Here is a 16,125-nt window from a genome sequence, read left to right on the forward strand (position 1 = left end):
CCTATCACTTGGCTGCTTTGGATGGTCAGGGCGAGCGCGACTACAATTGCCGGACGATGCGGCCGGCGAACTGCAAGCCGGCCGCTGCCTAAGTCTGCTCGCTTTCAACCCCGCGCGACGGGGCTCATTCTGAAGTCTGGCGCGCGTCGCTACTTCTTGCACAAGGTTCTGACGTACTCAACCATTGCCTTGATCTCGTCGTCCTCCATCGCATCGCCATAGGGAGTCATGAACTTGCTCTTACCGACTGCCGTGCCGCCCTCTTTCAGCTCCTTGAACATGTCGTCGTCAGTAACCTTGGCCATCTTGGCGCAATCGGTCAAATCTCCGCTGGCGACCAGCTTGCCGTCCTTGTCTTTCAGTTCGGCCGCCTTGGGGCCGTCGCCCTTGCCCTCCGGGCCGTGACACTTAGCGCACGTATCCTTGTAACTGCTGGCTGCGGCCGTCAGATCGGCTGCGCGGGCAGTGGTTGAGATCAACGCCAGCGCTGCAACCGCCGGTATCGCCGACGCGGTCAATATCCACAGTCTCGATCGAATCTTAGTTGTCAAACTCTTCGACATGGCTTGTCCTCCATCCTTGCCGTTTCCATTTGGGGTGCCTGCCGTTGGCAAAAGCACCCGTTCAGCGGCTCATCGCCAGCAGAGCGTGGCGCGCGCCGCTACTTCTTGCACAAGGTTCTGACGTACGCGACCATCGCCTTGATCTCATCGTCTTCCATCGCATCGCCATAGGGCGTCATGAACTTGCTCTTGCCCACCGCCGCGCCGCCCTCTTTCAGCTCCTTGAACATGTCATCGTCGGTTATCTTGCTCATCTTGGCGCAGTCGGACAAATCTCCGATGGCGACCGGCTTGCCGTCCTTGTCCTTCAGTTCGGCCGCCTTGGGGCCATTGCCCTTGCCCTCCGGGCCGTGACACTTAGCGCACGTATCCGAGAAACTGCTGGCCGCGGCCGTGAGATCGGCTGCGCGGGCGGTGGTCGAGATCAACGCCAGTGCGGCAACTGCCGGTATAACCGACGCGGTTAATATCCACAGCCTCGATCGAATCTTCGTTTTCAAACTCTCCGTCATAGCTCCACTCCTTCCTTCCATTGCTTTTCCGCCGTTTGATTTGCGGGCCGGGCCGCGGCGGAAGATAGGTTATTCGTTGTTTGTCCCAGCCTTTCGCTGTTCGTACGACAATAGGTTTGGCTTAAAATTTGTACTTCAGGGTTATGAATCCGACATTGGCGTTGTAGGGAGACATGACGGTGTTGCCGAGAAATGTCGAGTTTGCGCTTGCATGCGGCATGTAGTTCCCCATCTGGTCCACCATGAAATTGTTTTCGCCGTAGTGGGTGAAGTAGTAGCCGATGTTGATCGCGACGTTGTCGCGCAATTCGTACTCGTACTGAACGATCAACTCCTGAAACTGGCTGCCGACACTGGGATAGTCGATCGCCGAGGTTGCCGCCGCGGTATCCCCCGCCTGGTGGGTGCTGTTGCTGCCAACCGTGTAGGTGTACTGCAGTTTCAGGTGCGACGGCCGCGGCAGGATGCGATTGGGCGGTATCGCGATGTCCATGCCGAAATCAATATTGCTGCCCTGATTGCGGCCTATGGCGGTCCAAGCCGGCGTTTTCCCCGCCGGAGGCTTCGGCGCGGGGATTGTGCTCTCGTCAAGCGACCGTGTGTTCCAATCGTACGCCTGCCATGCGTAGTCGCTAAAAAGGTGCACGCCTGCAAGCGGATCCCAACTGGCTCCCACCGACGGTGAATAGCTTGAAGTGTGCTGCAGGCCGAAGTCGGTCGAGGGATAGTTATCGTCGTCGTAACTGAAGGCGGTGAACAGCGTGAGGGTTTCGATCGGCTGCACGGAGGCATAGAGCGAAGTCTGGTTCACATCGAGCGTGGCCTCGTCGAAGCGCCGGAGGTCCTGAAGCTCCTCGATCGCTCCCGGGTCACCGCCAAGCACCTGGACCAGGGAAGTGCGGTTGTTGTTGTATCCCGGCGAGTCGCGGTGCGCGTGCTGGTAATCCGCCCGGAAAGTCAGCCACGGGTATGGGTTCCAATCGAGCGAGGGTCCATAGCTGGTCTGATCCTGCTGCAGCACCTCCAGCCCGGCGTTGTGGTTGGTCTGCCACTTGATATTAAAGTGCGCGGCCAGAGTATCAGTTATGCGGTAGGTTGGCTCGAAGCTGAGGTCCTGCTCCGAGAATGAAAAGGGATAAGCGGTGAAAGGCGTCTGCGGGTCCGACACGTCATTGAGCGACTTAACGCCGGTGAAGGTGATCGCCGGCGTCTGGTTGTCGTAATCGAAATAGGAATAGGTCGCCTTCAGATCCAGCGGCTCGATCGGATTGCTGTCGATCGTGAAGTTGGCGAAGAAAGGACGCACGTCGCCGCCGAGGCTGTTGGGCGCTCCGACCGAACCTAATGACTGCCGCATCGTGCTGTTGCTCGTAAGCGGAATGAAGGGAGCGTTCTGGAGCCAGAATCCGTACTCGAGGCTGCCCATCACGTGCGTGTTGAATGGAAGCTGACCTGCTCCGTTCACGATGAAGTTGTGAGCTTGGTTGTTCGGGTACATGGCTGCCCGTCCCTGGCAGGGACCCGTCATCCCGGTGGAGGTGAAAGTTGCCGAATCCGTGCATGCGCTGCCTACTCCGGCAGTAGCGGGGTTATCCCAAGTCAGGGTGGAGTAGTCGTCAACGAAGAAGGAACCCTGGTACTGGAAACCGATCAGCCATCCGTTTTTCGAGTATTCCATGCCGGTGCCGAAGTTATAGGTGTAGTACTGCGTCGGCACCCAGAGTTCGTTTACTTTGAAAGTTCCCGGGTTGGCGCCAAACAGAAAGCTGCCGCCGAAAGGCTGTTGGCCGGTGGGGTTCTGCAAATCCATGTTCGCACTGAAGCTCAGCGACGGCGTCGGCGTATAGCGCACGTTGATGTCCGCGACACCTTCGAGCAGGCTCATGTCGAACGGTTTGCTGTTCTCTCCCAGCCAGGACTGGAGGGCGGCGCCGGTAGCGGTGGGCTTCGAGGATAGACTGAAATTGCCGCCACTTTCGTCGTACGGCGTGCTCGCGACGTGGTCGCTGAAGTAGTGCGGGATCTCGATGAATTTTGCCTGAACATCGAGCAGACCGTACTCGCCGAAGCGCAGCGAATACATCTGGTTCTTTTGTGCAACGTCGACCGCGTCGAACTGGACGTAGTAGTTCTCCGCCTTGTCGCCCAGGATCAACTGGAGTTTCGGGACGATGAACTGCTGCGCCAGATCGCGATACTCCTGATACTTCGCCACGTCGTTATAGGGGACGGGCTGGGGAATGGCGCCCGCCTCGACCGAACCATCCGCCGTGAATTGCCCGAGATCGACCTGTGCCAATGCCGGCGAGACCACCGACAACACAAGCGCCATCGTTCCACATCCGGCTAACAACCGCTTCAGGTTCATGACTTTCCTCCCGGGCCGGCTGCAAAGCGCAGTGCGGCCCAGCGATGCCGTGCTTTCCTCTGCCTCCCGCTTCAGCGCGTAAAATATCTCCCGCCCGGCGAGTTCGAGCCGTGTATCTGTGAATGGCAATTGGCGCATTGCTGGTTGATCACGTAAATCTGTCCCCGCGCATGGGGCGAACTCGGATGATGGGTGCCGATGTGGCAGCGCTGGCAGAGCACCGGCATGTTGATCACCAGCATGTGCTGGTTGACGCTGCCGTGCGGCGTGTGACAATTGGTGCAGTTCATCGCCACCGGCGCGTGCATCCACAGGAACGGTCCGCGCTTTTCGGCATGACAGCGGTAGCAGACCTCATTGACCATCGCCGCCCGCAATTGCTTCTGATACGGTCCGCCGTGCGGGTTGTGGCAGTCGGTGCAGGTCATCAACCCCTCGCGCAGCGGCATGTGCGACGGCAAATTGATTTCCATCTTTTTGTCGAGATGGCAGCGCAGGCAAACCTGGGTTTCGGGGCGCGTCACGACGAACGGATTGACGAATTCCGTGCCAAGCGGTGACTTCTTCAGTTGCGGCTGCGGCAGCGCGCTCGCCGTCACCGGACACATCACGGCGTGGCAATCCACGCATCGAATGCCGCGTGTGGCGTGAGTGCTGGCCTGCCAGAACCCGCGCTCGCCGTTTTGATGGCATGCGAGGCACCGGTCGTTCTCAATCTTGATGTCGGTGAAGGAAGTCTCACGAAAACTCACGAATCCCCGCGACGGCTTGCTCGGATGGCGTAAGTGCTCGCGGCCGGGACCATGGCAGGCCTGGCACGCAAGCCCTTCCTGCTCGTCGCGCGGCCGGCCCATCATAATGTGGCCCATCATGGTCTTGCGGAAGGACTTGACCTGTACATCATGGCAACTGACGCAGGTGTTATTATGGACGTAGCCGGGCGGCAGGTTGGTGCCCGATCCCGCGGTTTGGGAAAGCAGGGTGCCTTCCGCGCCGATTGCGGGGGGCGATGAAATCAGGGAGGCGACCCCAAAGGCGACCAGTGCCACCAAAAGACCTGCCCAAAACTTTCGCGAGCTGCGTTCCCCCTCCATCTTGCCGTCTCCCATTTCGGGCGCCTGCCGTCGGCAAACGCGCCCGTCTAGCGGCTTACCGCCGGCGGTTACACATGCTCCTCGCAACGACGAGGTGCCCCAAAAGAGGGGCAACTGCATCCAAAAGGCGATATCATCGTCTCCAAAAGAACCATCATGGTTCTGGGCCCTTCGGCGGCGGCCTTATGGACCTTAAGGAAAACACCCTCTCATTAATGTTCCTAAAAACCTCAGCTTGCCAAGTAAGCAAAAATTATACCGTTCGCAAACCATCCTCAATTTCTCTCTGTACTCCAGACAGCTTTCCTTATGCAAGATTCCCAGGCTGTTTTTTCCACAGCTTTTCCAGCGGCGCCGGAAGGCCCGGTGGGCTCTGTATAGACCTAATACGGCAGTGGCGATCACTGTGGACGCGCGCGAACAAAATTGGGTTCTATCGCGCGCTCGCGCAGCCTGCCGCACCAGCGAGTGCGGCGCGGCCGAATCGTGTTGATTTCGGCACAAGGCGCATCGAATCAGACCGTGCCGATGCTGCTGGCGGATCGAAAGGATCGATGACGCGCGTTCCGAGCGCGCGTTAATGCAGGCGGATTGAGTGAATGATCGGAAAAGTCAGTGACGCGGGCGGGTCAGGAAATCTTGTCGGGCTTTATGGCCTCTGCGGCCTTCGCCTCGTCGGGCTTGGCTACCGTCTTGGCCGCATCGTCGGGCTCGTTCATCGCGCGCTTGAAATCGCGAATCGCTTTGCCCATCGCGCCGCCGACATCGCCGAGCTTGCTGGGCCCGAAGATGACCAAAATGATCAGCAAAATGATCAGCAGGTGAGTTGGCGCAAACAGATCCATATTTTTCTCCGGGCCGGCTGCCGTTCAGCCGGCTCAGCAAAAAGTCTATATCCTTGAGTGCCGGATTGCCACGCCTGTCCCCATCCCCTCACGCCGAGCGCGCAGGCTCCTGATGCACGGGGCTGTCGCCGTCGAGGTGGTAGCGCTGAACCTTGCGATAGAGCGTCGAGAGATGAATCCCGAGCACCTGCGCGGCCTTCACCTTGTCGTTTTCGACCTTCTCGAGCACGCGTTTGATATGCTCGCGCTCGAGCTCCTCGAGCGTCAGCCCCGTGTTCTCGATACTCGCCATCACGGGCGACGTGCTGCGCAGCTTGTCGGGCAAATCGTGCGAATGGATTACGTCGGTCTCGGCCAGAATCGCGGCGCGCTCGACGGCGTTTTCGAGCTCGCGGACGTTGCCCGGCCAGGCGTAGTTGATGAGCAGGCGCATCGCGCCCTTGGAAAAGCGCATCGTAGTTCGCGGCAACGACTTTTCGTACTTGCGCAGGAAATGGTTGGCGAGCAGGGGAATATCGTCCTGGCGCTCGCGCAAGCCGGGCAGGTTGATGTTGATGACGTTGATTCGGTAGAGCAGTTCCTCGCGGAAGCGGCCGGCCTTGACCTCGGTTTCGAGGTTGCGATTGGTGGCGCACAGCACGCGCACGTCAAACGCCACCGGATCGTTGGCGCCCAGCGGGTAGACCTCGCGCTCCTGGAGCGCGCGCAGCAGTTTGACCTGCAGCGCGAGCGGCAATTCGCCAATCTCGTCGAGCAGGACGGTGCCCTTGTCGGCGGCCTTGAGCAGGCCCACCTTGTCCTGCCCGGCGCCGGTGAACGCGCCGCGTTTGTAGCCGAACAGTTCGCTCTCGAGCAGGTTCTCGGGCAGCGCGCCGCAATTGATCGGCAGGAAGCGGTTGTTGGCGCGGTCGGAGCTGAAATGAATCGCGCGGGCGACCAGTTCCTTGCCGGTGCCGGACTCACCGGTGATCAACACGCTGGTGTCGGTGCGCGCGACTTTTTCCATGACGCGGAACACGCTTTCGATCGCGTCGCTTTTGCCGATGATGCTCTCGAAGCGATACTTCTCGCGCAGTTCCTGGCGCAGAAAACGGTTCTCCCTGAACAGCGCCTTGCCCTCGAGCGCGTTGCGCATCACCTTTTTCAAGTGATCGTTGGCAAACGGCTTGGTGATGTAATCGTAAGCGCCCTGGTGCAGCGCCTCGACGGCTGACTCCACGCTGGCGTATGCGGTGACGATTATTCCCATCACCTGGGGGTCGAGTTCGCGCATCTTGCGCAGCAGATCGAGTCCGCTGCCGCCGCTGGTCAGGTTAAGGTCGAGAATCGCGAGATCGATTTTTTCTTTTTCGAAGATGTGCAGCGCGACCTCGGCGGCCGGCGCCTCGGTGACCTCGTAGCCTTCGCTGCGCGCGAGCTGAACGATGATCGAGCGCATCAAGGGTTCGTCTTCGACGATCAGCAGCCGGTAAGGTCCGCGTTCCTGTGCGGTCCATGAAGCGTCGTTGTTCATCGCATTTCGATTCTCAAGACGCGGCCATGCCCGCTGACTGCTGCGCGCGGACCGAATCCTCGGCGGCCGCCAGCGTGATGGTGATGGCGGTGCCGCGGCCGACCTCGCTGTCAATCCGAATGGTGCCCTGATTGGACAGGATCATGCGCTGGCATAGCGACAGCCCCAGTCCAACCCCGGCGCCCGCGGGCTTGGTGGTGAAGAATGGATCGAACACGCGCTCCAGATGCTCGCGCGGGATTCCGATGCCGTTGTCGACCACCTTGATGACCACCCGGCGCGATTTGTCCGCGCCCTGTCCGGCGCGTTGGTTCTCGGTGATCACCTTGATCACGGCGCCCTCGGCGGCGCAGGCGTCGGCGGCGTTGAACAGCAGATTGAGCAGCACCTGCTGAATTTCGTTGTCGTCGGCGAAAGCGCGGCGCAGATCGGGAGCAAGAATGGGTTCAACCTGAACCCCGTTGAAGCGGGTGTTGTAACTGATGAGCCGCAGCGTCTCGGCGATCAGCCCGTTGACATCAACCGGCTTGCGCTGGGCGGTGATGGGTCGCGCGAAATTCACCAGGTCCTTGAGCGTGCTCGAGATGCGCGTGATCTGGGACAGGATGGTGTGCAGCGCGGTGCGCCGCTGGGGGTCATTCTCGCCGGTCAGGATCGATTGAACCAGCGATGAGATCGACGCGAGCGGATTGTTCACCTCATGCGCCACGCCCGCCGCGAAGGTGCCCGCCGCGGCCAATCGCTCAGCCTTGATCAGCGAGTCGAGCATGTCGTGGCGCTGGGTTACGTCGCGCAGGATCATCTGGACGAATTGCTTCTTGCCGTAGGTGATGAGCGCGGAGTTTACGTCGAAGAAAAACGGCCCGATCGGAAATTCCGAGGTCTTCGTCGATCCCTGGCGCAAAACCATCTCTTCCCCCGCCTCCAGGCTCTCGATCACTCTTGCCCTTATCTCCGGCGGTACGGAATCCGGCAGCGGATGTCCGATAATCTCCGGCGCTTCTTGCCCTTGGTCGGCTACCATTTGATGGAGCTGCACGGCAGCCGCATTCATCCCGATCACGATCCAGGTGTGCGGTTCGATCTCATACATTGGATCGGGCGCGTGGTCGATCGTGTTGCGGTACTTCTCTTCGGATTCGCGCAGCAACCGTTCGCGCGATTCGATGTAGAACTGCGAGACCATCAGGCGCCGCTCGTCGATCGCCGCGACCACCAGGTCGCGCACCCGTTCCATCGCGGGACCGGTCATTGAAGATTTTACGTGATTGAGAATTATTTGCTTGAGCGCGATGTGGATAGTGTTGAACTGAGAGGGTTTGGCCCGCGCCAGCATCCCCTCCTGACAATGCTTGCGCAGATAAACGTAGGTGCGGATGTCGTCGGGATCGCGCAGATGATCGCCCAGCCGGATGAGCGCATTGACCAGATTGGCTCTGTGCCCTTTCTCGTCTTTTTCGGAGTGGCCGTCGATGATGACGGTTATCGCATCGCCCCACTGGTCGACGATGCCGTCGAAGTGCCGCTCGATTAGATCCGCGGCCTCGGCGCGGACCTCGATGCACTCGGGCGTCCGGCTCCAAATTGTCGGACCCCATAGGCGCGAGAGCGATTGCTCGATCTCAGCGAGCTGCTGCCTTATCGCCTGCGTTTCTTCGGGGGTGGCCTCAATTGGTGCGTCGGTTGGTTCACGGTGTTGTTTGGACTTTGATGGTTTGCAGCATCCACAAGCGAGCAATAGTTTCATTGCGGTAAAACCCGGCGGGATGATTCCAGCTTTGATGTGTCAACCAACTGACGTATAACATTCGCAAAATAACCAATCTAGCGTGTTTATCCAGGCAGCATCCTGCCTGATTTTGCACCCTGCGAACCCTTCGCTCCGGGTCCGTGCCCGAGGCGCAAATCGTACAGCGCTCATCCCAATTGGTTTGCGCGAGGTGGCTGTTTGCCGAAAAACCCCCATAATCGCTGGATTTTCCCGGTGGCATGGCTTTGGCACTCAGGTCCTCATCGAGAGGACGTCCACATCAGATGCTTACCAATTCCGTTCCTGTTCAACGACAAAACGTCACCCCACACGGTAAGTTCTTTTCCCGCGCAGGACAGAAGTTCTTTTTCAAGGCGATGCGCCTCGCTGACGTCGGCGCAACGCTCGATTTTGCTCACAAGCTCAAACTAAGAAAGCGGCTCGACGATCTCAGAGCCGCGCACACGACCGGCGTGGTGCTGACCGAGGCGCAGTCGCAGCCCTGCCTGGACCTCGCGGCCCAGTCGGGACTGGTCGCCATGGTCGAGTTGAGAATCACGGCGGACGAACTGACGAGCCGCCGCGGATGGAAATCCGTGGTCTCGCGAATCGCGCATACCGCGAACATTTTCGCAACGCATCCTGCCCTGGTCGGTTACATCCTCGACTGCGAAATCGGCCAGGACGTGCTGCGCGCGGGCGGACTCGAAAACGCGCGGCGGCGCCTGCGCGGGGTGGTGAAGACGATCAAGGAACGCGCGCCCGAGACGATTGTCGGAATCAAGGTGCGCCCGGAAACCCGCGCCCTTTCAATACTGGAAGAAGATTTTCTTTACGCGGAAATTCCCGCGCTCGAGCCGGTCGAGATTCGCGATTTCGTCGTCGCCTTGCATAACCTCGCGGAAGCGCGGCCGGTGGTGATCGAATTCAAACAGGCATCGCCGGGGCAGGACGAAGCTGTCGCAATGGCGTTTGGCACGGGTGCGGCTGGCGTGGTTGCTCCTCCCGTTCCTGCTCCGGTTTCTCACGACTGGCTTGGCGTGCGCATGATGCGCGCGTCGGATGTGATGCCGTTCGTGACGCTCAACGGCACCTGCCCGCCGCGGCCGCCGAAGATGCCGATGGTGTCGGTGGTGATTTGCGCGTACAACGCCGAGCGCACCATGCGCGATTGCCTCGAGTCGCTGCGCCGCCTCGACTACCCCAATTTCGAGGTCGTCATCGTCGATGACGGCTCGCGCGATCGCACCGCTGACATCTCGCTGGACTTTCCGGAGTTCCGTCTCATTCGCCAGCCCAACAAGGGACTGGGCTTCGCGCGCAACGTCGGGATGCAGGCGGCGCGCGGCGAAATAATCGCCTACACCGATTCGGACTGCGTCGTCGATCCGCATTGGCTGACGCTGATGGTCCGCTCGATGACCGAAAACAACTTCGACGGATGCGGCGGACCGAACTACGCGCCGCACGAAGACGGCTGGATCGAGGCCAGTTGCGCCGCATCGCCGGGCGCGCCGTGCCACGTCCTGATCGCCGAGGATCGCGCGGAGCATCTGGCAGGCTGCAACATGCTCTTCTCCAAGGCGGCGCTCGCCAAGATTGGCGGATTCGATCCGCAGTTCACCTCCGCCGGCGACGACGTTGACATATGCTGGCGAATGCTCGAGGCGGGCTTCAAGCTCGGCTTCTCGCCGGCCGCCTTCGTCTGGCACTTCCGGCGCAACACGGTCAAGGCTTACTACGGACAGCAGCGCGGCTATGGACGCGCCGAGGCGATGCTGTATCCGCGCTATCCCGAACGCTTCAACGTGATTGGCCAAATCGCGTGGCGCGGCACGATTCCCGGCCTCGCGCGGACTATTCCGGGCGGCAGCCGCAAACGCGTGCTGTGGAGGACTGCAACCGCGGGCGCGCAGACGCTGTTCGATCCCGGACTTACGCTGGCCAGGGTGCTCCCGCAGACGCTTGAATGGACGGTGGCCTCGGCGATCGCGCTAGCCGCGTCGATCGTGCTTGGGGTGTCGATGGTTCCCGCGGCTACGATGCTCGCACTCGGGCCGATTTGGGCGCTCTACTATGCGTGGCATGCGCCGCTGGAAAAATCTCACGAAAGTTTTACCGCGCGACTTCTGATCGCGTATCTCGCTTACACGGGGCCGATGGTGCGAACGATGACGCGTTACAAGACGCGGGCGAAAGCCCTGACCGGACTGGCGGGCGCCGACGGCGTGCGCCAACGCCCAACCATCGGCTGGCTCAGGCGTACGATCCGGCTGGACTATTGGAACGACGAAAGCATCACGCGTGACCGCCTGATGGACAGGATGCTGAAGCTGTTCGCGCGCAGCGGCCATGGCGCGATCGTCGATGCGGGATGGAACGACTACGACCTGGAAGTGCGGCCGAATCCGTGGACCCGAATCGAGCTCAAGACCGCCGACGAAGAGCACGAGGCAGGCAAGGTCACCAACCACGTACTGGCGCGGATAAAGTCCACTCGAATCACCAAGCTGGCTCTGGCAGCGGGCGCGATCAGCGCGGCAGTCGCCGCGATCGCGGGACTGCCTGAGATCGCGCTTGGCTTGGGTGCGCTCACGATGGCCGGCGCGGTGTGCATAGTTTCCGAAATGGTCGAGGCGGGACGAATCGCGCATCGCGCGACCGAGCAATGCGCCACCGAACTGAATCTCGCGCCGCTCGGCGTGCTGATCCGTCAGCCTTCTACCGCGCAAGTCGCGGCCGCCGCGCGCAAACCGGCGCGCGCGCAACTGGCCTCGCACGACCGCCTCGCCGACTAGTTCTTTCAGACTCCATCCCTATTACCTCGCCCCGCCGGGAGCGCTTTGCGTGACCGGATGCTGGTGCTGAAGCGATACGCGCTGGCGCGCGAGATCCTTCGCTGCGCTCAGGATAACACAGAAAAAAGCGAGCGGCCGTCAGTGTCATTCTGAGCGAAAGCTGCTGTAGCGAAGAATCTCGACGGACGCTCCGGCGTCCGGCGCTCGTTACGCACAGCTCTCCTGTCAGGGACGTGTCACAGACACACGGCCGCGCCGACGGCGGCCATAATTGCGCGGCTGATCGACGTCGGGCGGGGGCGCGGTAGTGGCCGCGCGCGACAACGGAGCGCGGCCTTAATACTGGGTGCAGGGGTCACCCCTGCTTAGTCTTCCAAAATTTTGTGGAGCGATTCGAGGTCGCGGCGGACCTCATTGAGCACCCGGCGAGCTTGACCGTCGATTCCCGCAGGCCGCGCCGGCGCGCGCTCCGATGACGACGATGCCGGCTTCGCCACCGGCTTGCCGGTCATCAAGGCGTCGATGCCGAATTGCTTGATGTGCTTGTTCGCGCCTGCGATCGTGAAGCCTTCGTCGTGCAGCAGGCGCTTGATCAGGCGCAGCACGTCGAGATCCTTTTCATTGTAGAAGCGATGCTTGGTGCGCGTGTGCCTGGGTTTCAGAAATGAGAACTGGGTTTCCCAAAAACGCAGCACGTAGGTCTCGACCCCCAGCGCGCGCGCCGCTTCGCCGATCTTCAACCCGCGCTCGGGGAACAGCGACATCGTGGCGCGCGCCTCCGGCTTGGATTTTTGCCGCCGAACCGATGGCTGGCGTGGCATCGGGGTCATGCCGCCGGCTTGGAGCCGTTGTTAACCCGCTCCTTCAACACCTGGCTGGGCTTGAAGGACAGGACGCGGCGGGAGTCTATGGTAATCGGCTCGCCGGTCTGCGGGTTGCGCCCGCGGCGGGCATGTTTTTGATTGACGAGAAAGGTGCCGAAGCCGGAAATTTTCACTTTCTGACCGTGGCGCAACGAATCCTTGATGATCGCAAATACCGCTTCGACCACTTCACAGGCTTCCTTCCTGGAGGAGCCTACCCGCTCGTAGATCAGATCTACAAGATCGGCTTTAGTCATGCCCTGCGGCGTAACGATCCCCACCCGCTCGCGTTAGGCACGCTTACTGCCGCAACTCCGCCCCTAATCGCATCCGCGCCTGCTCGACCAACACGGCGTGAATGCGATTAACCTCCTCATCGGTCAGCGTGCGATCCTTTGCACGGTAACGACAAGCCAACGCCACACTCTTTTTCCCGGCCGCCACCGCCGTCCCCTCGTACACGTCGAACACCTCGACGCTTTCCAGCAGCGACGCGCCACACTCCCGAATGGCTTTGATTACCATATCCGCCGGAAAATTTCGATCCAGCACCAGCGCCAAATCGCGCCTGATCGCGGGATATTTTGGCGGCGGCTGGAAAGTTTTGCGCGGCGAGAAACCATAGGCAATGAGCCTACTCAAGTCAAGTTCATAGACCGCGCAGGGATCGTTGAGGTCCAGGCGCATCGCCTCGGCCGGATGCAACTCGCCGATCAAACCGATCGGCGCGTCGTCGAGCGTAACGATTGCGCTGCGGCCGGGATGCAGGAACGGCGCATCGGCGCTCTCGAGAGCTTTGAACGCCACGCGCGGCAAAATTCCAATCGCTTCCAGGTACGTCTCGAGGATTCCCTTGATCGAAAAAAATCCCGCCGTGACGCTGCGATCGCCGATTGCGGAGAGCGCGTAAGCTCCGTAGCTGACGGCGGCGAGATGATGGTGCTCGGTCGCGGCGTCGCCGTCCATGCGGAAGGTCTTGCCCGTTTCAAATGCGTGAAAGGCGCGGGCCTCGCGGTTCAAATTGAACCTGAGCGCGGTGACCAGCCCCGGCATCAGGCTCACGCGCAGCTCGCTGAGTTCCGCAGACAGCGGGTTGGTTACTTTGACCGGCCGGGTCGCGGCTTGAATCCCCGAAAAGCGCGCGTTGTCGGCGGGCGCGATGAACGCGATGGTGGCGGCTTCGGTCAGGCCGCATCCCAGCATCACTTCGCGCGTGCCCTTGAAGAACTCGCGCTCGCGATTGACCGGCGCCAGCGCAGTGACGCGTTGCGGCAGCAGGGCCGCAATGTCCTCGAGACCGCCGAGCCGCGCGACTTCCTCGATCAGATCGGCCTGCTCGACCAGATCGGAGCGGAACGACGGGGGCACCACCGCGAGCACCCCCTTGGCGCGCGTGCTCACTTGCGCGCCCAGCGATTTGAGGCGGCTCCTGGCGATGGCCGGTGGTATCGCGGCGCCAAGCAACGATTCCATCGCGCCGAGGTCGAGCGCAATCTCGCGCGGCTCGGCTTTGCGCGGCTCGAAGTCGGCGATCGGCGAGGCCTCGCGTCCGCGCGCGATCCTGCGGATCAATTCGGCGGCGCGAATCAGCGCTCCGACTTGTCCCGCTCGATCGACGCCGCGCTCGAAGCGGTAACTCGCCTCGCTGCGCAAGCCCAGGCGCCGCGCGGTGCGCGCGATGGTCATCGGCTCGAAGTATGCGCTCTCGAGCAAAATAGTCCCGGTCGAATCGCCGACCTCGGAGTTGAGACCGCCCATCACGCCCGCGATTGCCAGCGGCTTGTCGCTGTCGGCGATCAGCAGATCGTTGGGATCGAGCGCGCGCGGGACATTGTCGAGGGTGACGAACTCGCGGGTATCGCCGGCGCGGCGGACGATAATCTTTCCGCCCGCGATTTTGCCGAAGTCGAACGCGTGCAACGGCTGGCCGAGCTCGAGCATCACGTAGTTGGTCGCATCGACGACGTTGTTGAGCGCGCGCATCCCGCACAGCTCCAGCCGGCGCTTGAGCCACGCCGGCGAAGGACCGATCTTGATTCCGGTCATCGCGACCGCGGCGTAACGGGGGCATAGATCGGGCGCGTCGATTGAAACCGAAACCGTGAACCGCGCGCCGTCGGGCGAGCCGGCCGAATGCGCCGCGCGGAGCCTGGGCGCGCGCAGCCGGGCGGCGAACAATGCTGCGACCTCGCGCGCCAGGCCGAGAACCGACAGGCAATCGCCCCGGTTCGGCGTGATTTCGACATCGAGCACGGTGTCGTCAAGGTGCAAATACGCGGCCACGTCGCCGCCAAGCGGCGCATCCGCGCCGAGCGCAAGGATTCCAGCCTGATCCTGCGACAGGCCGAGCTCGCGCTCTGAGCAGAGCATGCCTTCGGAACGCACCCCGCGGATGACGGCTGCCTCCAGCGCCGGCTGCTTGCCAAGCTGCGCGCCGACCAGGGCGAGCGGCGCAATCATGCCGGCCTTCACGTTGGGCGCGCCGCACACGACTTTGAATTGGCCTTTTGCGCCCGCGTCCACCTCGCAAAGATTCAGCCGGTCCGCGTTGGGATGCTTCTCGACGTTGACCACGCGCGCCGCGAAAACGCCCGCGAATCCCGGCGTGAGTTTTTCGACATTCTCGACCACCAGCCCCGCGTAACTGAGGCGCCGCGAGATTTCCTCGACCGGCGCGTCGATGCTGACGAAGTCGCGCAGCCAACTGAGCGGGAGCTTCATCGCACACCTCCGCTCAGCGCCGGGAACTGGCTCAAAAAGCGAAGGTCGTTCTCGAAAAACAGACGCATGTCGTCAACCCCGAGCTTCAGCAGGCCCGTGCGCTCGACGCCCATGCCGAAGGCGAAGCCCTGGTACTCGTCGGGATCGTACTCGACCGCGCGCATCACGTTGGGGTGGATCATTCCGCAGCCGAGCACTTCGGTCCATCCGGAATGCTTGCAGACCGGGCATCCGGCGCCGTCGCAGAGAAGGCAATGCATGTCGAGTTCGGCGCTGGGCTCGGTGAATGGAAAATAGCTGGCGCGAAACCGGACCGCGGTCGTGCCGAAAAACGCGCGCGCGAATTCGGTCAGCACGCCCTTGAGATGCGCCATCGTGATGCGCCCGCGTTTATCGACCATGAAACCCTCGATCTGCGTGAACATCGGCGAGCTGCGCACCGTCAGGTCGTCGCGCCGATAGCATCGCCCCGGACAAACGACCGCCAGCGGCGGCCGGCGTTTCTCCATCACGCGGATCTGGCCGTTGGAGGTATGCGTTCGCAGCAGCATCCCGCCTTCGAGGTAGAAGGTGTCTTGCATGTCGCGCGCGGGATGATGCGGGGTGAAGTTGAGCGCCGCGAAGTTGTGGAAGTCGTCCTCGATATCCTGGGTCATCGCGACTTCGAAGCCCATCGACTCGAAAATTTGCAGCATTTTTTCGAGAATGTCGGTGATCGGATGGAGGTGGCCGCGCGCGATGCGCATGCCGGGCAGCGTCACGTCGAGGCGTTTTTCATTAAGCAATTTCGCCAGCGCGGCGGCTTTGAGTTTCTCGCTCAGAGTCTCGATGCGCGCTTCGACTTCGCCCTTGATCTGATTGATGAGCTGGCCGATGGCGGGGCGCTCCGCATTGGGGACCTCGCGCATCCCGCGCATGATTTCCGTAAGCTCACCCGAGCGGCCGAGCACGCGCACCCGAACCGCGTCGATTTGCGCTTCGCCGGCGTCGTCGCCGAGTTCCGCGATCGCGCGGCGCCTGATTTCTTCGAGCTGTTCTCTCATCGTGATCTACCTTGCAATGTTGCGCGCGCCAAAAGCAAAAAACCACGTGGGCGAA

General features: G+C 61.5%; 12 protein-coding genes. 1 reads left to right on the forward strand and 11 read right to left on the reverse strand.

Going from position 1 to position 16,125, the window contains the following annotated elements; all coding sequences use genetic code 11:
* Positions 1–149: 149 nt before the first annotated feature.
* The 7 genes from VIO10_RS05115 to VIO10_RS05145 all read right to left on the reverse strand — a co-directional run bounded on the left by VIO10_RS05115 (position 150) and on the right by VIO10_RS05145 (position 8,642).
* Complete coding sequence (locus VIO10_RS05115; protein ID WP_331960347.1) at positions 150–563, reverse strand: cytochrome c; 414 nt, start codon at positions 561–563, stop codon at positions 150–152.
* 98 nt (positions 564–661) lie between these two features.
* A complete protein-coding gene (locus VIO10_RS05120; protein WP_331960350.1) occupies positions 662–1,075 on the reverse strand; it encodes a cytochrome c in 414 nt (137 codons plus the stop codon).
* Positions 1,076–1,196: 121 nt separating this feature from the next.
* Positions 1,197–3,443, reverse strand: coding sequence for an MtrB/PioB family outer membrane beta-barrel protein (locus VIO10_RS05125; RefSeq protein ID WP_331960353.1), 2,247 nt, complete (start codon positions 3,441–3,443; stop codon positions 1,197–1,199).
* A 71-nt stretch (positions 3,444–3,514) separates the two neighbouring features.
* Positions 3,515–4,492, reverse strand: coding sequence for a DmsE family decaheme c-type cytochrome (locus VIO10_RS05130; protein ID WP_331960356.1), 978 nt, complete (start codon positions 4,490–4,492; stop codon positions 3,515–3,517).
* Between the two features lie 674 nt (positions 4,493–5,166).
* Positions 5,167–5,382: a twin-arginine translocase TatA/TatE family subunit gene (tatA, locus tag VIO10_RS05135; protein WP_331960359.1), complete on the reverse strand. Its 216-nt coding sequence runs from the start codon at positions 5,380–5,382 to the stop codon at positions 5,167–5,169.
* A gap of 88 nt (positions 5,383–5,470) precedes the next feature.
* Positions 5,471–6,895, reverse strand: a complete 1,425-nt coding sequence (locus VIO10_RS05140) for a sigma-54 dependent transcriptional regulator (protein ID WP_331960362.1) — start codon at positions 6,893–6,895, stop codon at positions 5,471–5,473.
* A 13-nt stretch (positions 6,896–6,908) separates the two neighbouring features.
* Positions 6,909–8,642 (reverse strand): two-component system sensor histidine kinase NtrB, encoded by a 1,734-nt coding sequence (locus VIO10_RS05145; RefSeq protein WP_331960365.1) that lies wholly within the window; start codon positions 8,640–8,642, stop codon positions 6,909–6,911.
* A 380-nt stretch (positions 8,643–9,022) separates the two neighbouring features.
* Here VIO10_RS05145 and VIO10_RS05150 point away from each other — a divergent pair, with 380 nt between their 5' ends.
* Complete coding sequence (locus tag VIO10_RS05150) at positions 9,023–11,443, forward strand: glycosyltransferase (protein WP_331960368.1); 2,421 nt, start codon at positions 9,023–9,025, stop codon at positions 11,441–11,443.
* Positions 11,444–11,808: 365 nt separating this feature from the next.
* Here VIO10_RS05150 and VIO10_RS05155 read toward each other — a convergent pair whose 3' ends face one another.
* From VIO10_RS05155 to pheS, 4 genes are read right to left on the reverse strand one after another with little or no spacing between them, the layout of a single operon-like run.
* Positions 11,809–12,264 (reverse strand): MerR family transcriptional regulator, encoded by a 456-nt coding sequence (locus VIO10_RS05155; protein WP_331960371.1) that lies wholly within the window; start codon positions 12,262–12,264, stop codon positions 11,809–11,811.
* A 5-nt stretch (positions 12,265–12,269) separates the two neighbouring features.
* On the reverse strand, positions 12,270–12,563 hold the full coding sequence (locus VIO10_RS05160) for an integration host factor subunit alpha (protein ID WP_331960374.1): 294 nt from the start codon (positions 12,561–12,563) through the stop codon (positions 12,270–12,272).
* A 43-nt stretch (positions 12,564–12,606) separates the two neighbouring features.
* Positions 12,607–15,027 (reverse strand): phenylalanine--tRNA ligase subunit beta, encoded by a 2,421-nt coding sequence (pheT, locus tag VIO10_RS05165; protein WP_331960377.1) that lies wholly within the window; start codon positions 15,025–15,027, stop codon positions 12,607–12,609.
* Positions 15,024–16,070, reverse strand: coding sequence for a phenylalanine--tRNA ligase subunit alpha (pheS, locus tag VIO10_RS05170; RefSeq protein ID WP_331960380.1), 1,047 nt, complete (start codon positions 16,068–16,070; stop codon positions 15,024–15,026). Before pheS ends, pheT begins: the two co-directional genes overlap by 4 nt.
* Positions 16,071–16,125 lie beyond the last annotated feature (55 nt).

This window comes from Candidatus Binatus sp., from assembly GCF_036567905.1.
GTDB lineage: Bacteria > Desulfobacterota > Binatia > Binatales > Binataceae > Binatus.